The organism is Burkholderiales bacterium, from assembly GCA_035518095.1.
Classification (GTDB): Bacteria; Pseudomonadota; Gammaproteobacteria; order Burkholderiales; family JAHFRG01; genus JAHFRG01.
In genome coordinates this window covers 110336-132495 of sequence record DATIXX010000041.1, presented here as the reverse complement: position 1 = coordinate 132495, position 22160 = coordinate 110336, and the positions used below count along the sequence as shown (strand labels likewise).

The following is a 22160-nucleotide window of genomic DNA, read 5'->3' as shown; positions in this document are numbered from 1 at the left end:
CAAATCCTTTGCGATGCAGGAACATTTGTCATGCTTTGGATTAAGGCGTTTCACGTGATCTCAATGGTTACCTGGTTCTCAGGATTATTTTACTTGCCGCGGCTGTTTGTTTACCACTCGGAAGCGGATGACAAAGTCGGTCAAGAGCGGTTCCAGGTCATGGAACGCAAGCTCTACTTATACATCATGACGCCCGGGGCTGTGCTGACATTGCTCTTTGGCGTCTTGCTGCTGGGCTCTGTTAAATCCGGCATGTGGCTGGATGTCAAGTTAGGCTTGGTGATTCTGCTCATTCTTTTTCACATGTACTGCGGGAAGCTGCTGATCGACATCAAGAATGACCCCAAGACGCACAGTTCGAGCTTTTACCGGTGGATAAACGAATTTCCTACCGTTATCCTCATTGCCGTTGTGATTCTGGTGGTCGTAAAACCGTTTTAACCGGCTCCACTGTAGACGTTCTCGATTTCCGCACTGAATTTCTCGAATACCTTCTTGCGTTTTACTTTCAGGGTGGGTGTAATGAGGCCGCTTTCAATGGTCCACGGTTCTTTAAACGGAATCACGCGGCGCACTCGGATATAGCGCGGGAAGTTTTTGAGTTTCTCGTTGGCGCGTCTGATAAGTATGTCCCGGTCCGTTTCTTGCGTCACCGCGAGCAGGGTTAAATAAGCGCGACCTTCGCCCACCAACATCACCTGCTCGAAAACACCGTCGCTCAGGATGGCGGTTTCCACTTCCTGCGGCGGCACTTTTTCCCCATTGGAAAGCACAAGAACGTCCTTGGTACGCCCTTTGATGTAAACTTTCCCGTTGCGGATCTCCACCTGGTCGCCCGTGTTTAACCAACCCTCCTCGTCCAATATCTGCTGCGTGGCTTCCGGCTTGCGCCAGTAGCCCAGCATCACCGAGGGGCCACGCACCAAGAGTTCGCCTGCTTCATTAACGCGAATTTGAAGATTCTCCAGCGGTGCGCCGACCGAGGCGAGGTCCCTGTCTCCTTCGCGATTGCCGGCAATCACGGGCGAGGTTTCGGTGAGCCCATAGCCTTGCGTAATGCGCAATCCCAAGCCGATGAACGTGCGCCCCACGCGCTCATCCAGCGCCGCGCCGCCCACCACTACCATGCGTAATTTCCCTCCGAGCCTGGCCAAGATAGGAGCCGCGACCCGTTTTTTCAACAGCCCGTATAGCATGCGCTCCGGCAACGTGGCTTGCCGCTGATAGACGCGCCAGCCGAGTTTGACGGTCAGCGCAAACAGCAGTCGCTTTGAAAAGAAACCGGCCAACTTGTCCTCGATGCGCGCCTTGAACCGTTCCAGCACGCGCGGTACTGCAATCAGGATCGATGGCTGCTGCGTCGACATATCTTCATTCAATTGCTGGATGCCGCGCGTATAAATAACTTGCACCCCCTCCGACAAAGTCAGGTAATAGCCGCACGTGCGCTCAAACATGTGAGACAGCGGTAAGACCGAGAGCACGCGGTCGGTTGCATAAAGTTCAACCGCCCGCTTCACAGCGCGGACATTGGAAAGTATGTTGTCGTGCGATAATTTCACGCCCTTTGTAGGACCCGTTGTACCAGACGTATAAACTACGGTTGCCAGGCTGTCGGGCTCGACTTCCTCAACTATGAATTCATCACCCGCCTTGGGTAGGGCGTTGTCCGCCTTATCTATTCTGGAATCAGCTTCGATGCAAACGACAGGTGGTAATTGATTGTTCGCGCGGCGCAAGGTCTCCAGAATGCGCGTGTTCTGCAAGACCAATAATCTCGCCTCACAATCGGCCACGCACCACGAGATATTTGCGGCATTGTCGTTGACATAAAGCGGCACCACTACGAGCCCCATTCCAAGGCTAGCCATGTCTATTGCGACCCAGGTTGTGCCGTTTTTTAGGCACAGTGCGACGCGGTCGCCTTTTTCCAAGCCTTGGCTGCGGAACGCCTGTTGCCAGCGCATCGCCATGGCCGCGATGTCTTGCGCGGTGAAAAAGCGCCACGCGCCATCAACAAACTCTCGGTAGAGCGGTTTTTGCGGCGCATCGAGCTTCTGCTTGAGCAAATAAGCGAGATTATTCAAGGACCAGGCTTTACCTGTAGTATCTTATTTCCAACTCTAGTTTACACCCATGAAAAAATTTTTCGCTCCGTGTCCGCGCGGCCTAGAAACGGTGCTGGCGGAAGAACTACGCGAGCTTAATGCCGCGGAAACACAGGCAGCGAGCGGCGGCGTCCAGTTCAGCGGTGATTTGGCGCTCTGTTACAGGGTCAATCTGCAAAGCCGCATTGCCAGCCGTGTACTTTGCCACGTAGCACAAGACCGCTATCAGACCGAACACGATATTTATCAAATTGCGTCCTCTGTGCCGTGGGAGGCTTGGTTCGATCCGGCACTCACCTTCCGTGTCAAGGTCGATGCAATGCGTTGCACGCTCAAAAGTCTGGACTTCGTTACCCTCAGAATCAAGGACGCGATATGTGACAGATTTCGCGCCCATACCGGCAAGCGGCCCAGCGTGAATACAACTGCGCCCGACATACGTGTCCATGCTTTTCTTGATGCGCATACCCTCATTCTGTATCTCGATACAAGCGGTGAGCCGCTTTTCAAGCGCGGACTGCGCAAGCAAACAAGTAAGGCGCCGGTGCGCGAAAATCTGGCGGCGGGCGTATTGCGTTTGAGCGGCTGGTCGCCCGCAACACGGCTGCTTGACCCGATGTGCGGCAGCGGCACTTTCCTGGTGGAAGCTGCGTTGATAGCGCTTGATATCGCGCCCGGTATGCAACGGCATTTCGCCTTTGAGAAATTCATGAATTTCGACGCGCGCAGCTGGAAGATGATTTTCGATCAAAGCATCCAGCGTCAGAAACCGAAAGTTTCACTGCCAATTTACGGAAGCGACCTTTACGGCAAGGCACTGGAAACGACCCGAGCCAATCTCGCCGCGTCCGAACTTGAAAGCACGGTACAGTTGAAGCAGGCCAACATACTTGAAATTTCCGCGCCGGCACCTCACGGCGTCATGGTCACCAACCCACCGTACGGCGAACGCATGGGTGAAAGCAAAATGCTTGTGGAGTTTTATCCTCAGCTCGGAAATGCTCTCAAAAAAAAATTTGCGGGCTGGAATTGCTACATTCTCAGCAGCGATATGCGATTACCGAAATTGATCGGGCTTAACGCCTCCAGGCGGACACCGCTTTATAACGGCGCGTTAGAATGCCGCTTATTCGAGTACAAAATCGTAGCTGGCAGCATGCGCAGGAAAACACGGGACTGAATCAAGGAACGCAGCGCGAAACCAGTGTTCGGCTTATAGACGAGGCGCGAGCTCGGCCCGAAGCGGAGTGTTATGCCAATACATGAGCATTCGGGACAAGCGAGCAACAAAGTTTAGAAGCCATAAACGATGTTTCGCTAAACGATGTTGAGGTGGTCGATGCCCGACATAACGTCCTTGTCTTTGGCCTCTGAACTGTGCAGCTTGATTCGCAACCGCAAGTCATTCACCGAATCAGCGTTCCTTAGCGCGTCCTCGTAGCTGATTTGCCCCGCTTCGTACAGATCGTACAGGGACTGGTCGAAAGTCTGCATGCCCAGCTCGCGGGATCGCGACATGATTTCCTTGATCTCCTGCACTTCACCTTTGAAAATGAGGTCGGAGATCAATGGCGAGTTCAACATGATTTCGACAGCGGCAATGCGTCCCTTGCCTTCCGCTTTCGGGATCAGGCGCTGGGAAACAAAGGCGCGCAGATTCAACGACAAATCCATGAGCAATTGCTGCCTGCGTTCTTCGGGGAAAAAGTTGATGATTCGGTCCAGCGCTTGGTTGGCGCTATTGGCGTGCAGGGTAGACAGGGTCAAGTGGCCGGTTTCCGCGAAGGCGATCGCGTATTCCATCGTCTCGCGGTCGCGGATTTCGCCGATCAGAATCACGTCCGGCGCCTGGCGCAGAGTGTTTTTCAGCGCTGAGAACCAATTGTCCGTGTCTACTCCGACTTCGCGCTGAGTGATGATACAGTTTTTGTGATCGTGCACGTATTCGACCGGGTCCTCGATGGTAATGATGTGGCCATACGTGTTTTCATTGCGGTAGCCGACCATCGCCGCAAGCGATGTGGATTTGCCGCAGCCGGTGCCGCCGACAAAAATCACGATCCCGCGCTTGCTCATGGAAATATCTTTCAGCACCGACGGCAGGTTGAGTTCCTCAAAGTTTGGAATTTTAGTAGTGATGGTGCGCAGCACCAGGCCAACTCGGGCCTGCTGGATAAAAGCATTTACGCGAAAGCGCGCAATTCCAGGCGGGTTGATCGCGAAATTGCATTCCTTGGTCGCTTCGAATTCCTGCGCCTGCCTGTCATTCATCAACGCACGCGCGAACTCCTGGGTATGCTGCGGCGTCAGGGTCTGGTTAGAGACCGGCTTAACTTTCCCGTCCACCTTAATCGCCGGTGGAAAACCGACCGTAAGGAACAGGTCCGACGCCTTTTTAGTAAGCATGAGGCGCAGCAAATCGTGCATAAATTTTATCGCTTGCTCTCGCTCCATCATCCGCTCCTTTGCAAATTGCACCGACTGCTACCCATAGAACTGTTCCTTGTTCATCGCCTTGCTGCGTGCTTCGCCTACATTCACGACGCCGCGCCGGACCATGTCCACCAGGTTCTGATCAAGCGTCTGCATGCCTACGTTTTGCCCGGTTTGAATCGCGGAATACATTTGCGCCACCTTGTTTTCGCGTATCAGATTGCGAATTGCAGGGGTAGCGATCATGATTTCGTGCGCTGCTACGCGCCCGCTGCCGTCGGAGGTCTTGAGCAGAGTCTGCGAAATCACCGCACGCAGCGATTCCGACAACATGGAGCGAACCATTTCTTTTTCTTCCGCGGGGAACACGTCAATTATGCGGTCGATCGTCTTTGCAGCCGAACTGGTGTGCAGCGTGCCTAACGCCAGGTGCCCGGTTTCAGCTGCGGTCAGCGTCAGCCGAATCGTTTCCAAATCGCGCATCTCGCCAACCAAAATGATATCTGGGTCCTCGCGCAGGGCCGAACGCAGCGCATTGGCAAAACTCAACGTATGTGGCCCGACTTCGCGCTGGTTGATCAGACATTTTTTGCTCTCGTGCACAAACTCGATCGGGTCTTCCACTGTCAGAATGTGGCCATAGTGGGATTCGTTTAGATAATTAACCATCGCAGCGAGCGTGGTGGACTTGCCGCACCCCGTGGGCCCGGTTACCAAGATCAGGCCGCGCGGCTGGTCGACAATTTCCTTAAAAATTTTAGGCATGTTCAGCTCTTCGAGCGTCATCACCCGGGTCGGAATCGTCCGCATGGCCGCGCCGGCGCCGCGGTTTTGCACAAAAGCATTTACCCTGAAGCGCGCCAGGTTGGGAATCGCAAAGGAAAAATCGCACTCGAGATTTTCTTCGTAGAACTTGCGCTGGCTGTCGTTCATGATGTCGTACATCATGTCGTGCACTTCCTTGTGCTCCATCGGCGGCAGATTGATGCGGCGGATATCACCAAGCACGCGGATCATCGGCGGCAACCCCGCCGACAGGTGCAAGTCGGATGCCTTATTCTTGACGACGAATGCCAGCAATTCGGCTATATCCATTATAATCCTTTGAGAGTAGAAGGCAGGGGACAACCACGGGCAGCTGGTGCCGTTCATTCCCCTTTATTTATGAATCATTATGACCACAATCGCTTTGGCTTTGCAAGCCGTGAAGGAGCGCATCCAGGCATGCGCCAAAGCCGCCGGGCGAACGCCACACGAGATCCAGCTGGTGGCCGTTAGCAAGGGCTTTGCGCCGTGCAAAATCGAGGAAGCATACCGCGCCGGGCAGACCTCGTTCGGAGAAAATCGCGCTCAGGAAGGACTCGAAAAGATTCATGCGCTCAAACATCTGTCTCTCGATTGGCATTTTATTGGGCCGATTCAAAGCAACAAAACACGGCTGGTCGCAGAACATTTCTCATGGGTTCACACCATAGAGCGAAGCAAAATTGCCGAGCGCCTGTCGCTTGCCCGTTCCAATGGGCAAGCGCCGCTGCAAGTATGCATTCAGGTAAACATCAGCGGCGAAGGCAGCAAAAGTGGAGTTTCGCCCGGTGACCTCTTGCCGCTTGCCAAATTTGTGCAAACATTACCGCGCCTGCGATTGCGGGGCTTAATGGCCATTCCTCAACTCACCGCTGACTTTGACCTGCAACGCCGCCAATTTAGGCAGTTGCGCGAGCTAAAAGCTGCGCTGGCGGTCGAAGGCATTTCTCTGGATACGCTGTCCATGGGTATGTCGCACGATCTGGAAGCGGCGATTTGGGAAGGAGCAACCATGTTGCGCGTGGGAACAGCTATTTTTGGCGATCGCAAATCGACAAAAGATAGCTGGCAATAAGGCTTGCGCAGTACCTGTCGCAAACCCTATACTCGGGCCACGCTGGTTCTGCTCGTAAACCTACTTAAAATGGAGCCTCACAAATGAAAAAAATCATCACGCCGCTATTGGTTCTTTTTCTGACGTTGCCCCTTGCCAGCTTGCAGGCAAAAACTCCAAAACCGGTGAAATTACCTTGGCTGACCGTCACACAAACCATTGAAATTAGCGCCGCGCCCGAAACGGTATGGGGCAGAATTAAAGATTTCAACGGGCTTAATACCTGGCATCCCGCAGTCGCGAAAAGCGAGATTTTGAGCGGAACTGACAATCAAAAAAACGCAGTGCGCTTGCTTACCCTGCAAGACGGGGGAACTATTAAGGAAAAACTTGTGCGCTATAACAATAAAGGCATGAGTATAAAGTACACCATCCTAGAAGGCGTGCTTCCGGTAACCCACTACGTTTCCACCATCAGGGTAAAACCTGCGAAGAGCGGAGGTTCCGTGGTGGAGTGGTACGGCAAGTTCAAGCGTAAATCGCCACTGGCTAATCCGCCCGCAGGGGAGGATGATGCCACGGCGACCAACACGATCACTTCAGTGTACAAAGCAGGACTGGAAAATCTGAAAAAACTCGTTGAAGGCGACTAACCCGGAATTATCCCATCCCCAACCGCATAGCTTTGAAGCACGGCCATGAACGTCACCTTTATCGGCGGCGGCAACATGGCAACTGCGCTCATTGGTGGCCTGCTGGACAAGGGATTTTGTCGGAACGAGGAGTTGCGCGCCGTAGAAATCAGCGGCGAGGCGTGCACAAAACTCAAACAAAAGTACGGCATCAAGTGTTTCGCACAGGCCCGCAAAGCATGGGCAGAGCGCGATGGGGACATAATCGTGTTCGCCGTAAAACCTCAGCAAATGCGGGAGGCGGCGCGCAAATCGGGCTTGGCCGCCAACGCCAACTTGGTTGTCAGCGTTGCTGCGGGTATCACGCTCACCAGCCTTTCGCGGTGGTTGGGTGGCCATCGACATCTGATTCGGGCAATGCCGAACACTCCTGCGCTGATCGGTGAAGGTATCACGGGTCTGTACGCTCTGCCTGAGGTAACCGAAAACGAAAGGAAGAAAGCGGAGGCGATCCTCAGTGCAGTCGGTCCTACGGTTTGGATCAGGGACCAGGTTCAGATGGATGCAGTGACAGCCATTTCGGGCAGCGGCCCGGCATACGTATTCTACTTCATCGAGGCCATCGAAGAAGCTGCGAAGCAGCTTGGGCTGCCGCTCGAGACTGCGCACAAACTCGCGCTCCAAACATTCCTTGGGGCTGCGAAACTCGCCGCGACAAGCTCTGACGCGCTCGCGGTGCTGCGCGAGCGCGTAACGTCTAAAGGCGGCACTACCGAGCGCGCGCTGGCGAGCATGGAAGCCGACAAGGTGAAAGAGGCGATCGTGCGCGCAATTCTCGCGGCAGCCGAGCGCTCGCGCGAACTCGGAGACGAACTTGGCGAGGCGGATTAAGCATGTTGACCCAGGGTTTGCAATTTCTCCTCGAAACCGCGATTGGCCTGTTTACGTTGGCGCTGCTTCTGCGCTTTTACATGCAGCTGCTGAAATCCTCGTTTCGCAACCCTTTTGGCGAATTCGTGGTGGCCCTCACCGACTGGCTGGTCCGCCCCGCGCGCCGTGTGTTGCCCGGTTTGTTTGGTTTGGATTTGGCAACTTTCCTTTCTGCGTGGGCCGTGCAAGCCCTGTTGCTGCTGCTGATTTACTGGCTCAGAGGCTTTGTATTCGAGGGAGCCCCCATGGTGGCTGCCGCCGCATTTTTGATCCTCGCCGCACTGGAAGTCCTGAAATACAGCGTCTACTTGCTGATTGCCTGCGTCATCGTTCAGGTACTGATAAGCTGGATCAATCCTTATGCCCCGCTTGCACCTCTTTTTAACGGCCTCACTAAGCCGTTTCTGCGCCCCTTCCAGCGCCTGATTCCCCCGATCGGAAATGTGGATTTGTCACCCCTCTTTGTTTTGGTCTTGGCCCAACTTGCGCTGATTATCATAGACCACGGCTATCATATCGTCGCAGGCATGTTTTAAATTTCCTTCCGAGCCGCCAAGTAACGAGGCCAAATCGGGGCTTTTGAGCGAGCACTGTTTAAGCGCGTAGCGCGTGTTGCGCAGCGCCCGATTTAACTGAGGAGTACCGGGTAGCGGCGGCGAGGCAGGGCGTCCTTTTGTTGGGTTACTTTATTTTGGACAAGCAAAATAAAGTAACCAGCCGCCGGTCTGCCACCGGCAAATTACATTAGCACGATGTCGTACTGCTCCTGCGAGTACAGGGTTTCTGCCTGCAGGCTGATCGGCCGGCCTATGAAATCACCCAACATCGCAAGGCTCTGCGATTCCTCGTCAAGAAATAAATCAATTACGTCCTGCGAGGCAAGAATGCGGTACTCGCGAGTATTGAACTGGCGTGCCTCGCGCAGCAGCTCGCGCAGTATCTCGTAGCAAACCGTACGTGCCGTCTTCACTTCACCGCGCCCTTCACAAGTGGGGCAGGGTTCGCATAATACGTGGGCAAGGCTTTCGCGCGTGCGTTTGCGCGTCATTTCAACCAGCCCCAACGTGGTAAAGCCGTTCACGGTCATGCGCATGCGGTCGCGCGAAAGCGCCTTTTTGAACTCAGCAAGGACGGCGTTACGGTGCTCCTCGCTTTCCATGTCGATGAAGTCGACAATAATAATGCCTCCGAGATTGCGCAGCCTCAATTGCCGGGCGATGATATGCGCCGCTTCCAGGTTGGTCTTGAAAATGGTGTCGTCAAAATTGCGCCCCCCGACGAATCCACCGGTGTTGACGTCGACGGTGGTCAGCGCTTCGGTCTGGTCTATTATGAGGTAACCTCCGGACTTCAAATCCACTCGCCGCGCCAACGCTTTTTCGATTTCATCTTCCACGCCATGCAGATCAAAAAGCGGCCGCTCGCCGGTATAATGCTGCAGTCGCTGTTGCGCATTGCTCGCATACTTCTCGGCAAACGCGGACATTTTTTGGAATGTTTCACGCGAGTCCACCACGATGTGTCCTGTTTCATCGCTGACAAAATCGCGCAGCACGCGGAGGCTTAAGGTTAGGTCCTGGTAAAGCAAAGTACGCGCTGGAGCAGTTTCTGATTTTTTCTGGATATCGCTCCATAGCTTGCGCAGATAATCGATGTCGGCATGCAGCTCGCGCTCGCTAGCGGTTTCCGCCATCGTGCGGATGATAAATCCGCCGCTGCTTTCTTGCGGGAGCAATTGCTGCATTTTCTGCCGCAAAAGCTCCCGCTCCTCTTCGTTCTCTATTTTTTGCGAAATGCCGATGTACGATTCCTGCGGAAGATAAACCAGCATGCGTCCTGCTATGCTGATTTGCGTAGAGAGGCGCGCTCCCTTGGTCCCGATCGGATCCTTGACGACCTGTACCAGGAGATTCTGGCCTTCGCGCAACAGTTTTTCGATAGGCGTGTTGTGATCCCCATTTTGTCTCTTTACCCAGATATCCGCAATATGCAGGAATGCCGCGCGCTCCAAGCCGATTTCCACGAATGCCGACTGCATTCCGGGCAGCACTCGGCACACTTCGCCGATATAAATGTTGCCGACCAGTCCCCGGCCGCTCGCGCGCTCGATATGGAGTTCCTGCACCGCGCCTTGCTGCACTACGGCGACACGTGTTTCTTGTGGGGTGACGTTGATGAGAATATCTTCGCTCACAGTACACGGTATCCGAAATCACGCAGCAATTGCGCGGTTTCGAACAATGGCAAGCCCATCACGCCTGAAAAGCTGCCGTCAATTCCAGCGACGAACGCGGCGGCCAAGCCTTGGATCGCGTATCCGCCGGCCTTATCCAGCGCTTCGCCGGCCGCCGCATAATGAGCGATCTCTTCGTCTGTAAGCTCCTTAAACCGCACCAGCGTGGTGGACACGCTGAACTGCACTTTATCCTCGAATTTTATTGCCACCGAAGTGAGCACACGATGCTCCCTACCTGAAAGCTCGCCAAGCATGGTTATGACATTTTCGCGCTTGCCCGGCTTGCCGATAATCTTTCCTTCCAGCGCCGCGGTAGTGTCGGCAGCCAGCACCGGAAAACGACGCAGTCTGCGGTGAACCAAACACAACCAACCGGCTTCCGCTTTGGCGCACGCAATACGCTTTACATAGTCCTCCGCGAGCTCACCCGCGAGCGATGCCTCATCCACATCGGCGCCACGCGGCAGATACTCCCGGAACTGCACGACTTCGAAATTCACGCCAATCTGTTTCAGCAGTTCGCGCCGCCGCGGGCTGCGCGAAGCGAGGTAAATACGCTTTACATCGAATGTCATGAGTTCCCGCTAGGTCGATGATACGGATGGTTGTTCATCAAGGACATTGCACGGTAGAGTTGTTCGGCCAGCACCACGCGCGACAGAGCGTGCGGCAGTGTCAGCGCCGAAAGCGACAACCGGATGTCTGCATTGTTCTTGATTTCTTGGTGCAGACCATCGGCACCGCCAATGACAAATGCCACATCACCTCCGGTTTGCATCCAGGCTGCAAGGTTTTGCGCAAGCTGCTCGGTGCTCAGGACCCGCCCGCGTTCGTCCAGGACTACTTGTCGGCAGTTGCGCGGCAGAGAAGCAACTATGCGCCTGCGCTCGGCGTCCAGGATCTGGCTCGACGATTTCCCTGCGGTGCGTTTTTCCGCTTTGATTTCGATTAAGTGTATCTTGCTCCCGGGCGGCATTCGCTTCGCGTAATCGGAAAAACCCGTGTCAACCCACGCCGGCATTTTCCTGCCTACTGCTATAACCCACAGCTTCATCCGCCATCCGCTAATTGCGGGAAGCCTTACGTCTGCGGCGCACTGGCAGGGAATAACCCCACAATTGTTCCAGGTTATAATACTCGCGCACAGCGGGCTGCATGATATGTACCACCACTTCGCCCAGATCCACCAGCACCCATTCGCCGTTTTCCTGTCCTTCCACTCCGTGTATTTTTGCACCGAAAGATTTCAGCTTTTCGCGCACGTTGTTGGAAAGCGCTTTAGCCTGCCGCGTTGAGTCTGCGCTGGCGACAACCATCCAATTAAATAAGCTGGTCATGGGACGCACGTCGAGCACCACGATATCCCGCGCCTTGATATCTTCCAGCGCCGCTATTGTGGCTTTGACTATTTTATCGAGTCTCATCCCACTCCATGATATAAACCCTGTTCCTGAATATAATCGAGAACTGCTGGGGGAAGCAAATTGCGTGCGCTTTTTCCGCTACGCAGCCTTTCCCGTATCATCGAGGCAGAAATAGCAACCGGCTTGACTCGCAACATAATGATGGCGCCGCTGGGCATGTCGAACGCCGCGTGCGGAGATTTTGCCCTCCGTTTCGCCAATTCTTCGCTGAGCCGTGGCCGCAGATTTTTTAGATCATAGCCGGGGCGTTGAACAACGGCGATGTGCGCCAATTTAAATAAACGGGTCCAGCGATGCCACGAGGCAAGGCCCGCAAAGGCGTCCGCACCCATGAGCAAGCACAGCGGCCTTTTGCCACCCAGCTCAGTACGCATCGTATTCAGGGTGTCCACGGTGTAACTGGCGCCTTGGCGCGCCATCTCACGCGAGTCCAGAACAAAACATGGACTGCCGGAAATGGCGAGCTTTAGCATTTGCACGCGCTGCTCTGCCGAAGCATGCGGCTGGCTGCGGTGCGGAGGCACATTTGCCGGCACGAAACGAACCTCAGCGAGATCAAGGCGCTTTGCGGCCTCCCGGGCAAGCGCAAGGTGACCGTAATGTACCGGATCAAATACGCCGCCCAAGACGCCGATGGGTTTTAACGCATTGGCCACTAGAAACAATCAAAGCAGCAGGCGGCGGATGTCGGATAGTACCGAGCAAAGATAGGTAGTGAAGCGTGCCGCGGCAGCGCCATCGATGACGCGGTGATCGTAAGAGAGCGCGAGCGGCAGCATCAGCCTGGGCACAAACTGGGCGTCTTTATATACCGGTTTGATCTGCGCTTTGGATACACCGAGTATCGCCACTTCCGGAGCGTTGATAATCGGCGTGAACGCGGTGCCGCCGATACCGCCCAGGCTCGAAATCGAAAAGCAGCCGCCCTGCATTTCGGCGGACGATAGCTTCTTATCGCGGGCGCGTCTGCTTACATCAGCAAGTTCACGCGCGAGATCAAACACACCCTTGCGGTCGCAGTCGCGAATCACCGGCACCACCAAGCCCTCCGGAGTGTCCACCGCCACACCGATGTGGTAATACTTTTTCAAAATCAGGTTTTCGCCGCTTTTATCGAGCGAGGCATTAAATTCGGCATGCGCTTTTAACGCTGTCACGCACGCCTTAATGAGAAAAGAAAGCATGGTGAGTTTGAATCCCTGTTTTTCCGTTTCAGCGCTGCTGGACTTGCGAAAAGCTTCCAAGTCGGTAATGTCGGCTTGGTCGTGTTGTGTAACGTGGGGAATGCTAACCCAGTTACGCAGCAGGTTGGCGCCCGCGAGTTTCTTGATGCGCGAAAGCGGAACCGATTCCACGGCACCGAACTTCGCGAAATCAACTTGCGGCATTTCGGGGAGCGTAAAACCAGCGCCCGGGCGCGGGCGCGCGAGTTCGCCTTTCACGTACGCCTGGACGTCTTCCTTTAAAATGCGGTTTTTCGGGGCCGATCCGGTGATACCGGAAAGATCGACACCCAGCTCGCGTGCGAAGCGGCGTACCGAAGGACTGGCGTGCGCTAGCTGCGGGCCTTCCGGCGTTGCCGGAAGCCTTGGCGGCGGCTGCGGCCCAAGATCGCGATGTTCCGCTTTGGCAGGGGCAGCAACAATTTTATCCTGCTCAGTGCTGACAGACGTAGAGGACGCGGGCGTAGCTTTCGTTTCCGCAATCTTAACCGGGGCAGCGGCTGCAGCATTAGCGCCCAACTCGATGCTAAGCAGCGCTGCGCCCTCCGAGACTTTGTCGCCCACTTTTATCTTGAGCGTCTTCACCACACCGCTATAGGGCGATGGAATATCCATGGTGGCCTTGTCCGATTCAAGTGTAAGCAGCGGGTCTTCCTGCTTCACCACGTCGCCTGGCTTAACCAACACCTCGATTATGGGAACATTCTTGAAATCGCCGATATCCGGCACCAGGACCTCTTTCAGATTCCCCATTTTCTGTTCAGCCCGTCAGCTATACCGTCACCGGATTGGGTTTATCCGGGTCGATGCCGTATTTCTTGACAGCCTGGACGACTACGGACGCAGACACTTCCCCTTCGTCAGCAAGCGCTTTAAGCGCGGCGATTGCAACGTAATAACGGTCCACCTCAAAGAATCGGCGCAACTGTTGGCGCGTGTCCGAGCGGCCGAAGCCATCGGTACCAAGAGTAAGGTAACGTTTTGGCAGAAATTCGCGAATCTGATCGGCATAGATTTTCATGTAATCGGTTGCGGCGACCACCGGTCCTGTGCGACCCTTCAGACAAATTTCGACATGGCTCGAACGCGGCTTCTGTTCGGGATGCAGCATATTCCAACGCTGCACTTCCAGTCCTTCGCGCCGCAGTTGATTGAAGCTGGTGGCGCTCCAAATATCGGAAGCCACCCCGAAATCCTGCTTGAGAAGTTCGGCAGCCGCAATGATTTCGCGCAGAATGGTACCGCTACCCACCAGCTGCACTTTTGGCGTTTTCCCGTCTGCCTGTCCTTCGCTGAGTAAATACAGACCCTTGAGGATACCTTCTTCTACACCTTTCGGCATGGCCGGATGCACGTAGTTTTCATTCATCAGTGTGATATAAAAGAAGACATCTTCCTGTTCTTGGTACATGCGGCGCAGCCCGTCGTGCAGAATCACGGCCAGCTCGTAGGCAAAAGTTGGATCGTAGGAGACGCAATTGGGAATGGTGGATGCAAGTACATGACTTTGCCCGTCTTCATGTTGCAAGCCTTCGCCGTTGAGTGTCGTGCGACCGGCAGTGCCTCCCAGAAAGAAGCCGCGCGCGCGCGAGTCGCCCGCAGCCCACGCCAAATCGCCGGTGCGTTGGAACCCAAACATTGAATAGCAAATGTAGAACGGGATCATCGAAACGCCATGCGTACTGTAGCTCGTCGCGGCGGCGATCCAGGACGACATTGCACCGGCTTCGCAAATGCCCTCCTGCAAAATCTGTCCGTGTTTGTCTTCCTTGTAGAACATCAACTGATCGGCGTCCTGAGGCGTATAGAGCTGCCCCACCGACGACCATATGCCCAGCGCCCGGAACATGCCCTCCATGCCGAAAGTGCGAGATTCGTCCGGGACAATCGGTACAACATGCCTGCCGATATTTTTATCCTTTACCAGGATGTTCAGAAGGCGCACAAAAACCATGGTCGTTGACGCTTCGCGGCCTTCGCCCGATGCTTTCAGCAGGGAATCGAATGCAGAGAGCGGGGGAATTTCCAGCGGCGCCGCTTTTCGCCGGCGCGCGGGGAGATAGCCGCCGAGTGCCATGCGATGCCCGCGCATATAGTTGAGCTCGGGTGAGCCTTCCTCGAATCTGAGATAGGGTATGTCCTCTATTTTGTCGTCGGGAATCGGCAGATTAAACCGGTCCCGGAAAGCCTTAAGCGATATCGTTCCCATCTTTTTCTGCTGGTGCGTAATATTTTGCGATTCACCGGCCTCTCCCATGCCGTAACCTTTCACCGTCTTGGCAAGTATTACAGTGGGTTGGCCCTTGTGCTTTGCGGCCGCACTATACGCAGCATAGATTTTGTGCGGATCGTGCCCCCCGCGATTCAGCCGCCAAATGTCGTCATCGGTCATGTTGGCGACCATTTCCAGTAGCTCGGGATATTTGCCGAAGAAATACTTGCGCACGTACGCCCCGTCTTTGGACTTGTAAGTCTGATATTCTCCATCCACGCATTCATCCATGAGCTTTTGCAAAAGCCCCTTGGTGTCCTTGGCAAACAGCGAGTCCCAATAACTGCCCCAGATAAGTTTGATCACGTTCCAGCCGGCGCCGCGGAAATCCGCTTCCAATTCCTGGATGATTTTGCCGTTGCCGCGTACCGGACCATCGAGGCGCTGCAGATTGCAGTTGACCACAAAAATCAGGTTATCGAGCTTTTCACGCGCGGCAATGCCGATCGCGCCCATCGTTTCCGGCTCGTCCACTTCGCCGTCACCGACAAAGCACCAAACCTTGCGTCCTTCGGTATTGACTAATCCGCGGTCGTGCAGGTATTTCATAAAGCGCGCCTGATAGATTGCCATCAACGGACCAAGTCCCATAGACACGGTCGGAAACTGCCAGAAATCGGGCATCAACCATGGATGCGGATACGAGGAGAGACCCTTGCCGCTAACTTCCTGTCGGAAACTATCGAGCTGTTCCTCAGTGAGCCTGCCGAGCATGTACGCGCGAGCGTAAATTCCGGGGGCCGAGTGGCCTTGCACAAAAACCAAATCACCTCCGTGTTTCTCGGAGGGCGCGTGCCAAAAATGATTGAAACCGACATCGTAGAGCGTGGCCGCTGACGCAAAACTCGCAATGTGACCGCCAACATTGGTGTTCCTGTTGGCGCGCAGCACCATTGCCAACGCATTCCAGCGGGCATAGGAACGGATGCGGTGCTCGATTTCGTGGTCGCCGGGCGAGCGGTCTTCTTTTACCGGCGGAATAGTATTGACGTAAGCAGTATTGGCGCTGAACGGCAGGTAAGCGCCCGAGCGGCGCGCTTTCTCAATCAGCCTTTCCAGCAGATAATGTGCGCGATCGGCGCCTTCTCGTTCCAGGACAGCTTGCAGCGCATCCAGCCATTCCTGCGTTTCCTGAGGGTCTTGGTCGGGAAACCTATCCATGGTCGCACCTCGATAAAGGTTCGTCGGCGTAGTCTGCGTTTGCGGGGGAGAGGCTAGAAACAAAATGATTATAGCACCATCACTACGGGGCAAAACACCGAAAACTCGTTACCGGAACTCCCCTCACAAGCCCGGAATAGCGGTTGTGCATTTGAAGCGGAATTTTTTTGACACCTATACCGATTGCCGCTGACCGGAATCGGTTGCTTGCTTCGTCGAACAGCTCTCGTCAAGACAGGCATGCACCATGATCCTGAACCAGCGGCGTACAGGAGTAACGTTGCCCACACCAAGGGGCAAAAGCCAGATATTTCGGGTTACCGACCTTTGGAATCCAGATGGAACTTCACGTAAGAGCCTGGTGCGTCTTCGAGCGCTTTTAAGCGGCCCTTGCCGGGAACACGGGCAGGCACGCGCGCGCCGCCGTAAGCCTCAATCCATTTACCCCAATCAGGCCACCATGAGCCTTCATTATGTGCGGCGTTGTTGAGCCAGGCGTTCGGCTCACGCGGCAGTTTGGCGTTGGTTCGATAGCCATACTTGTTAGCGCAGGGTGGATTGATTACCCCGGCAATGTGGCCCGAGCCTGCGAGCACGAATTTCGCCGGTCCGCCAAGTAATTTTGTGCCGGCATAAGTGGATTTCCAGGGCGCGATATGGTCTTCGACGGTCGAAAGAAAGTACGCCGGTGTTTTAACCTTGCTTATATCGATTGCCACTCCTGCGAGTTTTAACCCGCCCGGCTGCTTCAAGAGATTTTTGATATACATGTTGCGCAGATAGAAACTGTGCATTTTCGCCGGCATGCGCGTGGCGTCGGAGTTCCAATACAGCAAGTCGAACGGAAACGGATCCTTGCCCAGCAAATAATTGTTCACCACAAACGACCAAATGAGATCATTCGAGCGCAGCATGTTAAAGGTGGTCGCCATTTCAAAGCCTTCGAGATAGCCGCGCTCCTCCATGCGCTTTTCCAGAGCGCTCACCTGGTGCTCGTCGACGAACACGCCGAGCTCTCCGGGCTCGCTGAAATCGATGAGAGTCGCTAGGAATGTCGCGCTGGCGATGCGCTCCTCATTCTTTGCGGCCAGATAAGCTAGGGCGGCTGCAAGCAGGGTACCGCCTAGGCAGTAGCCTATGGCGTTCACTTTTTGTTCGTCAGTAGCCTGTTCGATTGCATCTAGCGCGGCAAGTGATCCTTCAACCAAATAATCCTTGAAATCCTTGTGTGCGAGCTTCTCGTCCGGATTGACCCAGGAAATCACGAATACCGTGTGTCCTTGATCCACTGCCCATTTGATGAACGAATTGTTCTCACGCAGATCGAGAATGTAGAACTTGTTAATCCAAGGCGGAATGATGAGCAACGGCCGTCGGTATACTTCTTTAGTGGACGGCTGGTACTGGACCAGTTGCATCAGCTCATTCTGGTAAACGACCTTGCCCTTCGTGGTGGCGACGTTCATGCCCAGCTTGAACGCCTCCAGATCGGTCATGCGGATGCGTAATTGTCTGTGATCTCCTCGGTCGAGGTCCTTCAGCAAGTTTTTGAGCCCCTGTATCAGATTTTGGCCCCCGGATTGCACGGTCTCGCGTAAAACTTCAGGATTAGTCAGAACAAAATTACTGGGAGACAGGGCATCAATGAACTGGCGCGTGTAGAAATCCACCTTTCTCGCGGTCTTTTCATCCAGCCCGTCAACGCTTAACACTGCGCCGTGCAGATGGCGTGCCGCGATAAGATAGGACTGCTTGATATAGTCAAACAGAAAATTATTCTCCCACGCCTCGTCTTTGAAGCGCTTATCGCTGATGTGTGGCTCCGCTATTGGCGGCCGGTTTTGTTCTCCCATCATTTTCATCACCGAACCGTGCCATAGCGCGACATAGTCCTGCCACAGTTTCCACTGGGTTTCCGCCAGCTTGAACGGATCTGCAAGCATCCTTGTAGTCAATTCAAAGAATGCCCTACCGATATTCAGCTCTCGCGCCATCCCGAGCCCGCCCGCGTGGCGCTGAAGGAATTCGGCCATCAGCTGCTGGCTCTGTTTCGCGACTTCGGCGTACACCGTGGAAAGCTGCAACGGATCACCCGTCGCTGGGGGCTGTTCACTGCTCATGACTCAGTATTTTTGTCGTTGAAACCGCATCATACCTCAAAAAATAAGCTATTCCGGCTTTCCTTGAGGAGAATCCCATTTACGTTTACGTAAGATAGAGTGTATCATACGCATTTGTTGATTATCAAAGTGAAATAAGTGACTAATTTCACTATAACGGAGCTGGCAAAAGAATTCGAGCTCACCACTCGCGCCATACGCTTCTACGAAGACCAGCACTTGCTCGCCCCCGTGCGCGACGGGCAACGCCGGATTTACAGCAAGGGTGACCGCGTTCGCCTTAAGATCATCTTGCGCAGCAGACGCCTGGGATTTTCCCTTGGGGAAATTAAGGCGTTTTTTGACCTTTATGATTCCGTCAAGGTTGGAAAAATATCACATGCACAATTTTGCAAGGTTCTCGCCTCAAAGCATGCTCAACTCAACCAATTAAGAAAGGACATCGACGCCATGGTCTCGGATATTGCTATGCTGGAGGTGCAGTTTGGTCAATTTGCTGAGGTTAAGGGAAAGCGATACGAATAGGCGCGATCATTACGTTTACGTAAACGTATCAGAATGGTCACTCCAGTGGTAGTTATCCCTGAATTTAAATAGATTAAGTCCGCTTTAGCCGGCTTTGGAATTACCATGAGTATTCCAGAACGCGTAAAAATGATTGAGGTCGGTCCGCGCGATGGACTGCAGAATGAGGCGTCATATGTTCCTACGCCTATTAAAATCGAGCTCATTGAACGGCTTGCTGATACTGGACTGACCGTTATCGAAGCGACCAGCTTTGTGTCGCCCAAATGGGTTCCCCAGATGGCGGATGGTGCGGAGGTCATGGCCGGTGTCACGCGTCGTCCCGGAGTGAGCTACCCGGTATTGGTGCCAAACATGAAAGGCTTCGAGGCAGCGCTTGCGGCCGGCGCGCAGGAAATTGCAGTGTTTTCTGCCGCCAGCGAGACCTTCTCTCATAAAAATACCAATTGCTCAATCGCTGAGGGACTGGAACGATTCAATGCGGTGTGCGAAGCCGCACATTCAAAAAACATCTGCGTACGTGGTTACGTCTCTTGCGTGCTCGGCTGTCCTTATGAAGGCGAGATCGACCCCGGCAAGGTTGCCGAAGTCGCAACGTCGCTTTACGCCATGGGCTGCTATGAAATTTCGCTCGGCGATACTATCGGCGTCGGTACCCCTGGTAAAACTAAGCTGTTAATTAAGGCGGTCGAACAGCAAGTACCGTTAGAAATACTGGCAGTACATTTTCACGATACCTACGGCCAAGCATTGGCGAACGTTTACGCAGCGTTGGAGTGCGGGGTAACTGCGATCGACAGTTCAGTTGCCGGTCTTGGAGGCTGTCCTTATGCACCGGGCGCGTCGGGCAACGTTGCGAGCGAAGACGTGCTCTACATGTTAAATGGCTTAGGGATCAAATCCGGAGTAGATCTCGACCTGCTAATAGACGCCGGACAGTTTATATCCAAATATCTCGGCCGCGCGCCAATATCAAAAGTCTCGCGCGCTATCACAGCCAAGCGCGTCTGAAATCAGCTAACTATTTCAATTTACGGCAGTACCGCCGGATGCGAGCGCTTAAATCGCGCACGTCACATATCTGTCACAGTCGGCAATTAGAATTATTCGTTGGTTTTGGTCTAATTAAAAATGGAGAGAACACCATGCGTGCGAAACAAATCAGTACATTTATCCTTCTGGCAAGTTCTGCGATCATCAGCGCCTCGGTCTTCGCTGTAGAAATCACCGGGGCCGGCGCGACATTCCCGTATCCCATCTACGCGAAATGGGCGGAGGCATATCATAGCAGGACCGGGAATGAACTGAATTACCAGTCAATCGGATCCGGCGGCGGTATCAAGCAAATTCAGAATAAAACCGTAGATTTTGGCGCCAGCGATATGCCGCTGAAACCGGAAATTCTCGAGAAAAACGGTCTTATGCAGTTTCCGACCGTGGTTGGCGGTGCTGTACCGGTAGTCAATATTAAGGGCATCAAGCCCGGCGAAATTCGCTTGAGCGGGCCCGTTTTGGCAGACATTTATCTTGGCAAAATCAAAAAGTGGAATGACCCGGCCATCGCCGCGCTTAACAGTAACGTTAATTTGCCAGATCAAGACATTACTGTAGTCCATCGCTCGGACGGCTCGGGCACGACGTTCATCTGGTCGAACTATTTGTCCAAGGTAAGCCCGGAATGGAAAGATAAAGTGGGTGAAGGCACCTCGATCGCTTGGCCAACCGGTGTAGGTGGCAAGGGCAACGAAGGGGTTGCGTCCTATGTGCTGCGTCTTAATGGATCAATTGGCTATGTGGAATACGCCTACGCGCTGCAAAATAAAATGTCTTACTGTTTGGTCAAGAATCGCGACGGCAACTTCGTTGCGCCGAGCATTGACACATTCAAGGCAGCTGCGGCGGGCGCAGACTGGAGCCAAGCGCCGGGCATGTATCTAATTCTCACGGATCAGCCCGGAGCCAACGCATGGCCCATCAGCGGCGCCACCTTCATCCTGGTTTATAAGACTCAAGATAAACCCGCGCGCGCTAAAGAAGTGCTGAAATTTTTCAGCTGGGCTTATGCTAACGGCGACGGCCTCGCTGCACAACTTGACTACGTGCCGTTGCCGAACAACGTGGTCGCGTTGATTCAGTCGCACTGGAAAAACCAAATCAAGGACGCTTCTGGCAATCCCGTTTGGCCGTAAGTGACAGGACCTCAAGAAGGCAGGTAAAATGGCATCCGTTGTGACTGCTATCGAGCGGGTAAAAAGCCCGCCGACTCCTAAAATAATTTCGCGCCCTTTAACCGCCGCCCGTCTCGGGCGGCAGTATTTTGTTGACCTCGTTTTTCTCAATACAACGCGCGTTTTCGCGTTTTTGGTCCTGGCGCTGCTGGTGGGAATATTGATTTCGCTCGCGATCAGCAGCCTGCCGTCAATGCGCGCGTTTGGCTTCGGCTTTTTGACCAGCACGGCATGGGATCCGGTAACGGAGAAGTTTGGTGCCCTGGTGCCAATTTACGGCACCCTGGTAACCTCCTTTATTGCGCTATTGATTGGTATCCCGGTAAGTTTCGGCATCGCATTGTTTCTGACGGAGCTCTCGCCAAACTGGCTCAAGCGACCGCTGGGCATCGCCATAGAATTACTGGCCGGGATTCCAAGTATTATTTACGGCATGTGGGGACTGTTCGTGTTTGCTCCAATCTTTGCAGACTACGTGCAGCCGTGGCTGATCAAGTATGTCGGTGCGCTCCCCATAATCGGCCCGCTGTTCAGCGGTATTCCCCAAGGAATCGGGATGCTGACTGCGGGCATCATCCTTGCCATCATGGTCATTCCTTTTATCGCTTCTGTAATGCGCGACGTATTTGAACTGGTGCCGCCCCTCCTTAAGGAATCCGCGTATGGACTTGGCGCGACCACTTGGGAAGTGGTCTGGCATGTAGTGCTGCCGTACACAAAAGTTGGCGTGGTGGGAGGGATTCTGCTTGGCCTGGGCCGTGCTTTGGGCGAAACTATGGCGGTTACCTTCGTTATCGGCAATGCACATCAGGTCTACACGTCGCTCCTTGCACCGGGCAACAGCATTGCATCTACGCTCGCCAACGAATTCACTGAAGCTGTTGGCAACCTATACACGTCCGCGCTCGTTGAACTTGGGCTGCTATTATTTCTGATTACCGTAATCGTGCTTGCGCTTGCCAAGCTGCTCTTGCTTCAGCTCGCCAAAGGAGAAGGCGCCCAGACCTGAG

21 protein-coding genes are annotated in these 22160 nt (G+C 54.3%); 10 read left to right on the top strand and 11 right to left on the bottom strand.

Going from position 1 to position 22160, the window contains the following annotated elements:
- Positions 1-30: 30 nt before the first annotated feature.
- The gene (gene hemJ / locus VLV32_07910) at positions 31-441 is read left to right on the top strand and encodes a protoporphyrinogen oxidase HemJ (GenBank protein ID HUL41814.1); all 411 of its coding nucleotides are present in this window, start codon (positions 31-33) and stop codon (positions 439-441) included.
- Here the strand turns inward: hemJ and VLV32_07905 are convergent.
- Positions 438-2087, bottom strand: coding sequence for an AMP-dependent synthetase/ligase (locus VLV32_07905; protein ID HUL41813.1), 1650 nt, complete (start codon positions 2085-2087; stop codon positions 438-440). The genes hemJ and VLV32_07905 overlap by 4 nt on opposite strands.
- A 49-nt stretch (positions 2088-2136) precedes the next feature.
- Here VLV32_07905 and VLV32_07900 point away from each other — a divergent pair, with 49 nt between their 5' ends.
- Positions 2137-3288, top strand: a complete 1152-nt coding sequence (locus tag VLV32_07900; GenBank protein HUL41812.1) for a THUMP domain-containing protein — start codon at positions 2137-2139, stop codon at positions 3286-3288.
- Positions 3289-3425: 137 nt separating this feature from the next.
- On the opposite strand, the gene VLV32_07895 is transcribed toward VLV32_07900, so the two are convergent.
- Positions 3426-4562, bottom strand: a complete 1137-nt coding sequence (locus VLV32_07895; protein ID HUL41811.1) for a PilT/PilU family type 4a pilus ATPase — start codon at positions 4560-4562, stop codon at positions 3426-3428.
- Between the two features lie 30 nt (positions 4563-4592).
- Positions 4593-5636 carry a type IV pilus twitching motility protein PilT gene (locus tag VLV32_07890; GenBank protein HUL41810.1) on the bottom strand — a complete coding sequence of 348 codons (1044 nt, stop codon included), beginning with the start codon at positions 5634-5636 and terminating at the stop codon, positions 4593-4595.
- Between the two features lie 79 nt (positions 5637-5715).
- Between VLV32_07890 and VLV32_07885 the strand changes: the two genes are divergently transcribed.
- From VLV32_07885 to VLV32_07870, 4 genes are all read left to right on the top strand, one after another.
- The gene (locus tag VLV32_07885) at positions 5716-6420 is read left to right on the top strand and encodes a YggS family pyridoxal phosphate-dependent enzyme (GenBank protein HUL41809.1); all 705 of its coding nucleotides are present in this window, start codon (positions 5716-5718) and stop codon (positions 6418-6420) included.
- 83 nt (positions 6421-6503) lie between these two features.
- A complete protein-coding gene (locus tag VLV32_07880) occupies positions 6504-7052 on the top strand; it encodes an SRPBCC family protein (protein ID HUL41808.1) in 549 nt (182 codons plus the stop codon).
- Between the two features lie 45 nt (positions 7053-7097).
- On the top strand, positions 7098-7922 hold the full coding sequence (gene proC, locus VLV32_07875; protein ID HUL41807.1) for a pyrroline-5-carboxylate reductase: 825 nt from the start codon (positions 7098-7100) through the stop codon (positions 7920-7922).
- Positions 7923-7924: 2 nt separating this feature from the next.
- Positions 7925-8497, top strand: a complete 573-nt coding sequence (locus tag VLV32_07870) for a YggT family protein (GenBank protein HUL41806.1) — start codon at positions 7925-7927, stop codon at positions 8495-8497.
- 203 nt (positions 8498-8700) lie between these two features.
- Here VLV32_07870 and rng read toward each other — a convergent pair whose 3' ends face one another.
- The 8 genes from rng to phaC all read right to left on the bottom strand — a co-directional run bounded on the left by rng (position 8701) and on the right by phaC (position 18397).
- Positions 8701-10155, bottom strand: coding sequence for a ribonuclease G (rng, locus tag VLV32_07865; protein ID HUL41805.1), 1455 nt, complete (start codon positions 10153-10155; stop codon positions 8701-8703).
- Positions 10152-10772, bottom strand: a complete 621-nt coding sequence (locus VLV32_07860) for a Maf family protein (protein HUL41804.1) — start codon at positions 10770-10772, stop codon at positions 10152-10154. The genes rng and VLV32_07860 overlap by 4 nt, the downstream gene beginning before the upstream one ends.
- Positions 10769-11251, bottom strand: a complete 483-nt coding sequence (gene rlmH, locus VLV32_07855; protein ID HUL41803.1) for a 23S rRNA (pseudouridine(1915)-N(3))-methyltransferase RlmH — start codon at positions 11249-11251, stop codon at positions 10769-10771. Before rlmH ends, VLV32_07860 begins: the two co-directional genes overlap by 4 nt.
- Before the next feature lie 10 nt (positions 11252-11261).
- On the bottom strand, positions 11262-11621 hold the full coding sequence (gene rsfS / locus VLV32_07850; GenBank protein ID HUL41802.1) for a ribosome silencing factor: 360 nt from the start codon (positions 11619-11621) through the stop codon (positions 11262-11264).
- Entirely contained in the window at positions 11618-12277 is a 660-nt protein-coding gene (gene nadD / locus VLV32_07845) for a nicotinate-nucleotide adenylyltransferase (protein ID HUL41801.1), read from the bottom strand. The genes rsfS and nadD overlap by 4 nt, the downstream gene beginning before the upstream one ends.
- A 9-nt stretch (positions 12278-12286) precedes the next feature.
- Positions 12287-13597: a dihydrolipoyllysine-residue acetyltransferase gene (gene aceF, locus VLV32_07840; protein ID HUL41800.1), complete on the bottom strand. Its 1311-nt coding sequence runs from the start codon at positions 13595-13597 to the stop codon at positions 12287-12289.
- A 19-nt stretch (positions 13598-13616) separates the two neighbouring features.
- Positions 13617-16277, bottom strand: coding sequence for a pyruvate dehydrogenase (acetyl-transferring), homodimeric type (gene aceE / locus VLV32_07835; protein HUL41799.1), 2661 nt, complete (start codon positions 16275-16277; stop codon positions 13617-13619).
- 317 nt (positions 16278-16594) lie between these two features.
- On the bottom strand, positions 16595-18397 hold the full coding sequence (phaC, locus tag VLV32_07830) for a class I poly(R)-hydroxyalkanoic acid synthase (GenBank protein ID HUL41798.1): 1803 nt from the start codon (positions 18395-18397) through the stop codon (positions 16595-16597).
- A 138-nt stretch (positions 18398-18535) separates the two neighbouring features.
- Between phaC and VLV32_07825 the strand changes: the two genes are divergently transcribed.
- The 4 genes from VLV32_07825 (at position 18536) to pstC (ending at position 22159) form a co-directional block, all read left to right on the top strand.
- Positions 18536-18922 (top strand): MerR family DNA-binding transcriptional regulator, encoded by a 387-nt coding sequence (locus tag VLV32_07825; GenBank protein HUL41797.1) that lies wholly within the window; start codon positions 18536-18538, stop codon positions 18920-18922.
- A 105-nt stretch (positions 18923-19027) separates the two neighbouring features.
- Complete coding sequence (locus VLV32_07820) at positions 19028-19933, top strand: hydroxymethylglutaryl-CoA lyase (protein ID HUL41796.1); 906 nt, start codon at positions 19028-19030, stop codon at positions 19931-19933.
- 134 nt (positions 19934-20067) lie between these two features.
- Positions 20068-21111, top strand: a complete 1044-nt coding sequence (pstS, locus tag VLV32_07815; GenBank protein HUL41795.1) for a phosphate ABC transporter substrate-binding protein PstS — start codon at positions 20068-20070, stop codon at positions 21109-21111.
- A 28-nt stretch (positions 21112-21139) separates the two neighbouring features.
- On the top strand, positions 21140-22159 hold the full coding sequence (pstC, locus tag VLV32_07810) for a phosphate ABC transporter permease subunit PstC (GenBank protein HUL41794.1): 1020 nt from the start codon (positions 21140-21142) through the stop codon (positions 22157-22159).
- The last annotated feature ends 1 nt before the right edge of the window (position 22160 follow it).

Excerpts from the sequence above, each read along its gene's own strand:
- VLV32_07895 (HUL41811.1), bottom strand. The coding sequence starts at position 4,562 with ATGGAGCGAGAGCAAGCGATAAAATTTATGCACGATTTGCTGCGCCTC.
- aceF (HUL41800.1), bottom strand. The coding sequence starts at position 13,597 with ATGGGGAATCTGAAAGAGGTCCTGGTGCCGGATATCGGCGATTTCAAG.
- pstC (HUL41794.1), top strand. The coding sequence starts at position 21,140 with ATGGCATCCGTTGTGACTGCTATCGAGCGGGTAAAAAGCCCGCCGACT.
- pstS (HUL41795.1), top strand. The coding sequence starts at position 20,068 with ATGCGTGCGAAACAAATCAGTACATTTATCCTTCTGGCAAGTTCTGCG.
- rsfS (HUL41802.1), bottom strand. The coding sequence starts at position 11,621 with ATGAGACTCGATAAAATAGTCAAAGCCACAATAGCGGCGCTGGAAGAT.
- VLV32_07820 (HUL41796.1), top strand. The coding sequence starts at position 19,028 with ATGAGTATTCCAGAACGCGTAAAAATGATTGAGGTCGGTCCGCGCGAT.
- VLV32_07870 (HUL41806.1), top strand. The coding sequence starts at position 7,925 with ATGTTGACCCAGGGTTTGCAATTTCTCCTCGAAACCGCGATTGGCCTG.
- proC (HUL41807.1), top strand. The coding sequence starts at position 7,098 with ATGAACGTCACCTTTATCGGCGGCGGCAACATGGCAACTGCGCTCATT.
- VLV32_07900 (HUL41812.1), top strand. The coding sequence starts at position 2,137 with ATGAAAAAATTTTTCGCTCCGTGTCCGCGCGGCCTAGAAACGGTGCTG.
- phaC (HUL41798.1), bottom strand. The coding sequence starts at position 18,397 with ATGAGCAGTGAACAGCCCCCAGCGACGGGTGATCCGTTGCAGCTTTCC.
- aceE (HUL41799.1), bottom strand. The coding sequence starts at position 16,277 with ATGGATAGGTTTCCCGACCAAGACCCTCAGGAAACGCAGGAATGGCTG.
- VLV32_07885 (HUL41809.1), top strand. The coding sequence starts at position 5,716 with ATGACCACAATCGCTTTGGCTTTGCAAGCCGTGAAGGAGCGCATCCAG.
- rlmH (HUL41803.1), bottom strand. The coding sequence starts at position 11,251 with ATGAAGCTGTGGGTTATAGCAGTAGGCAGGAAAATGCCGGCGTGGGTT.
- VLV32_07860 (HUL41804.1), bottom strand. The coding sequence starts at position 10,772 with ATGACATTCGATGTAAAGCGTATTTACCTCGCTTCGCGCAGCCCGCGG.
- VLV32_07890 (HUL41810.1), bottom strand. The coding sequence starts at position 5,636 with ATGGATATAGCCGAATTGCTGGCATTCGTCGTCAAGAATAAGGCATCC.
- VLV32_07880 (HUL41808.1), top strand. The coding sequence starts at position 6,504 with ATGAAAAAAATCATCACGCCGCTATTGGTTCTTTTTCTGACGTTGCCC.
- hemJ (HUL41814.1), top strand. The coding sequence starts at position 31 with ATGCTTTGGATTAAGGCGTTTCACGTGATCTCAATGGTTACCTGGTTC.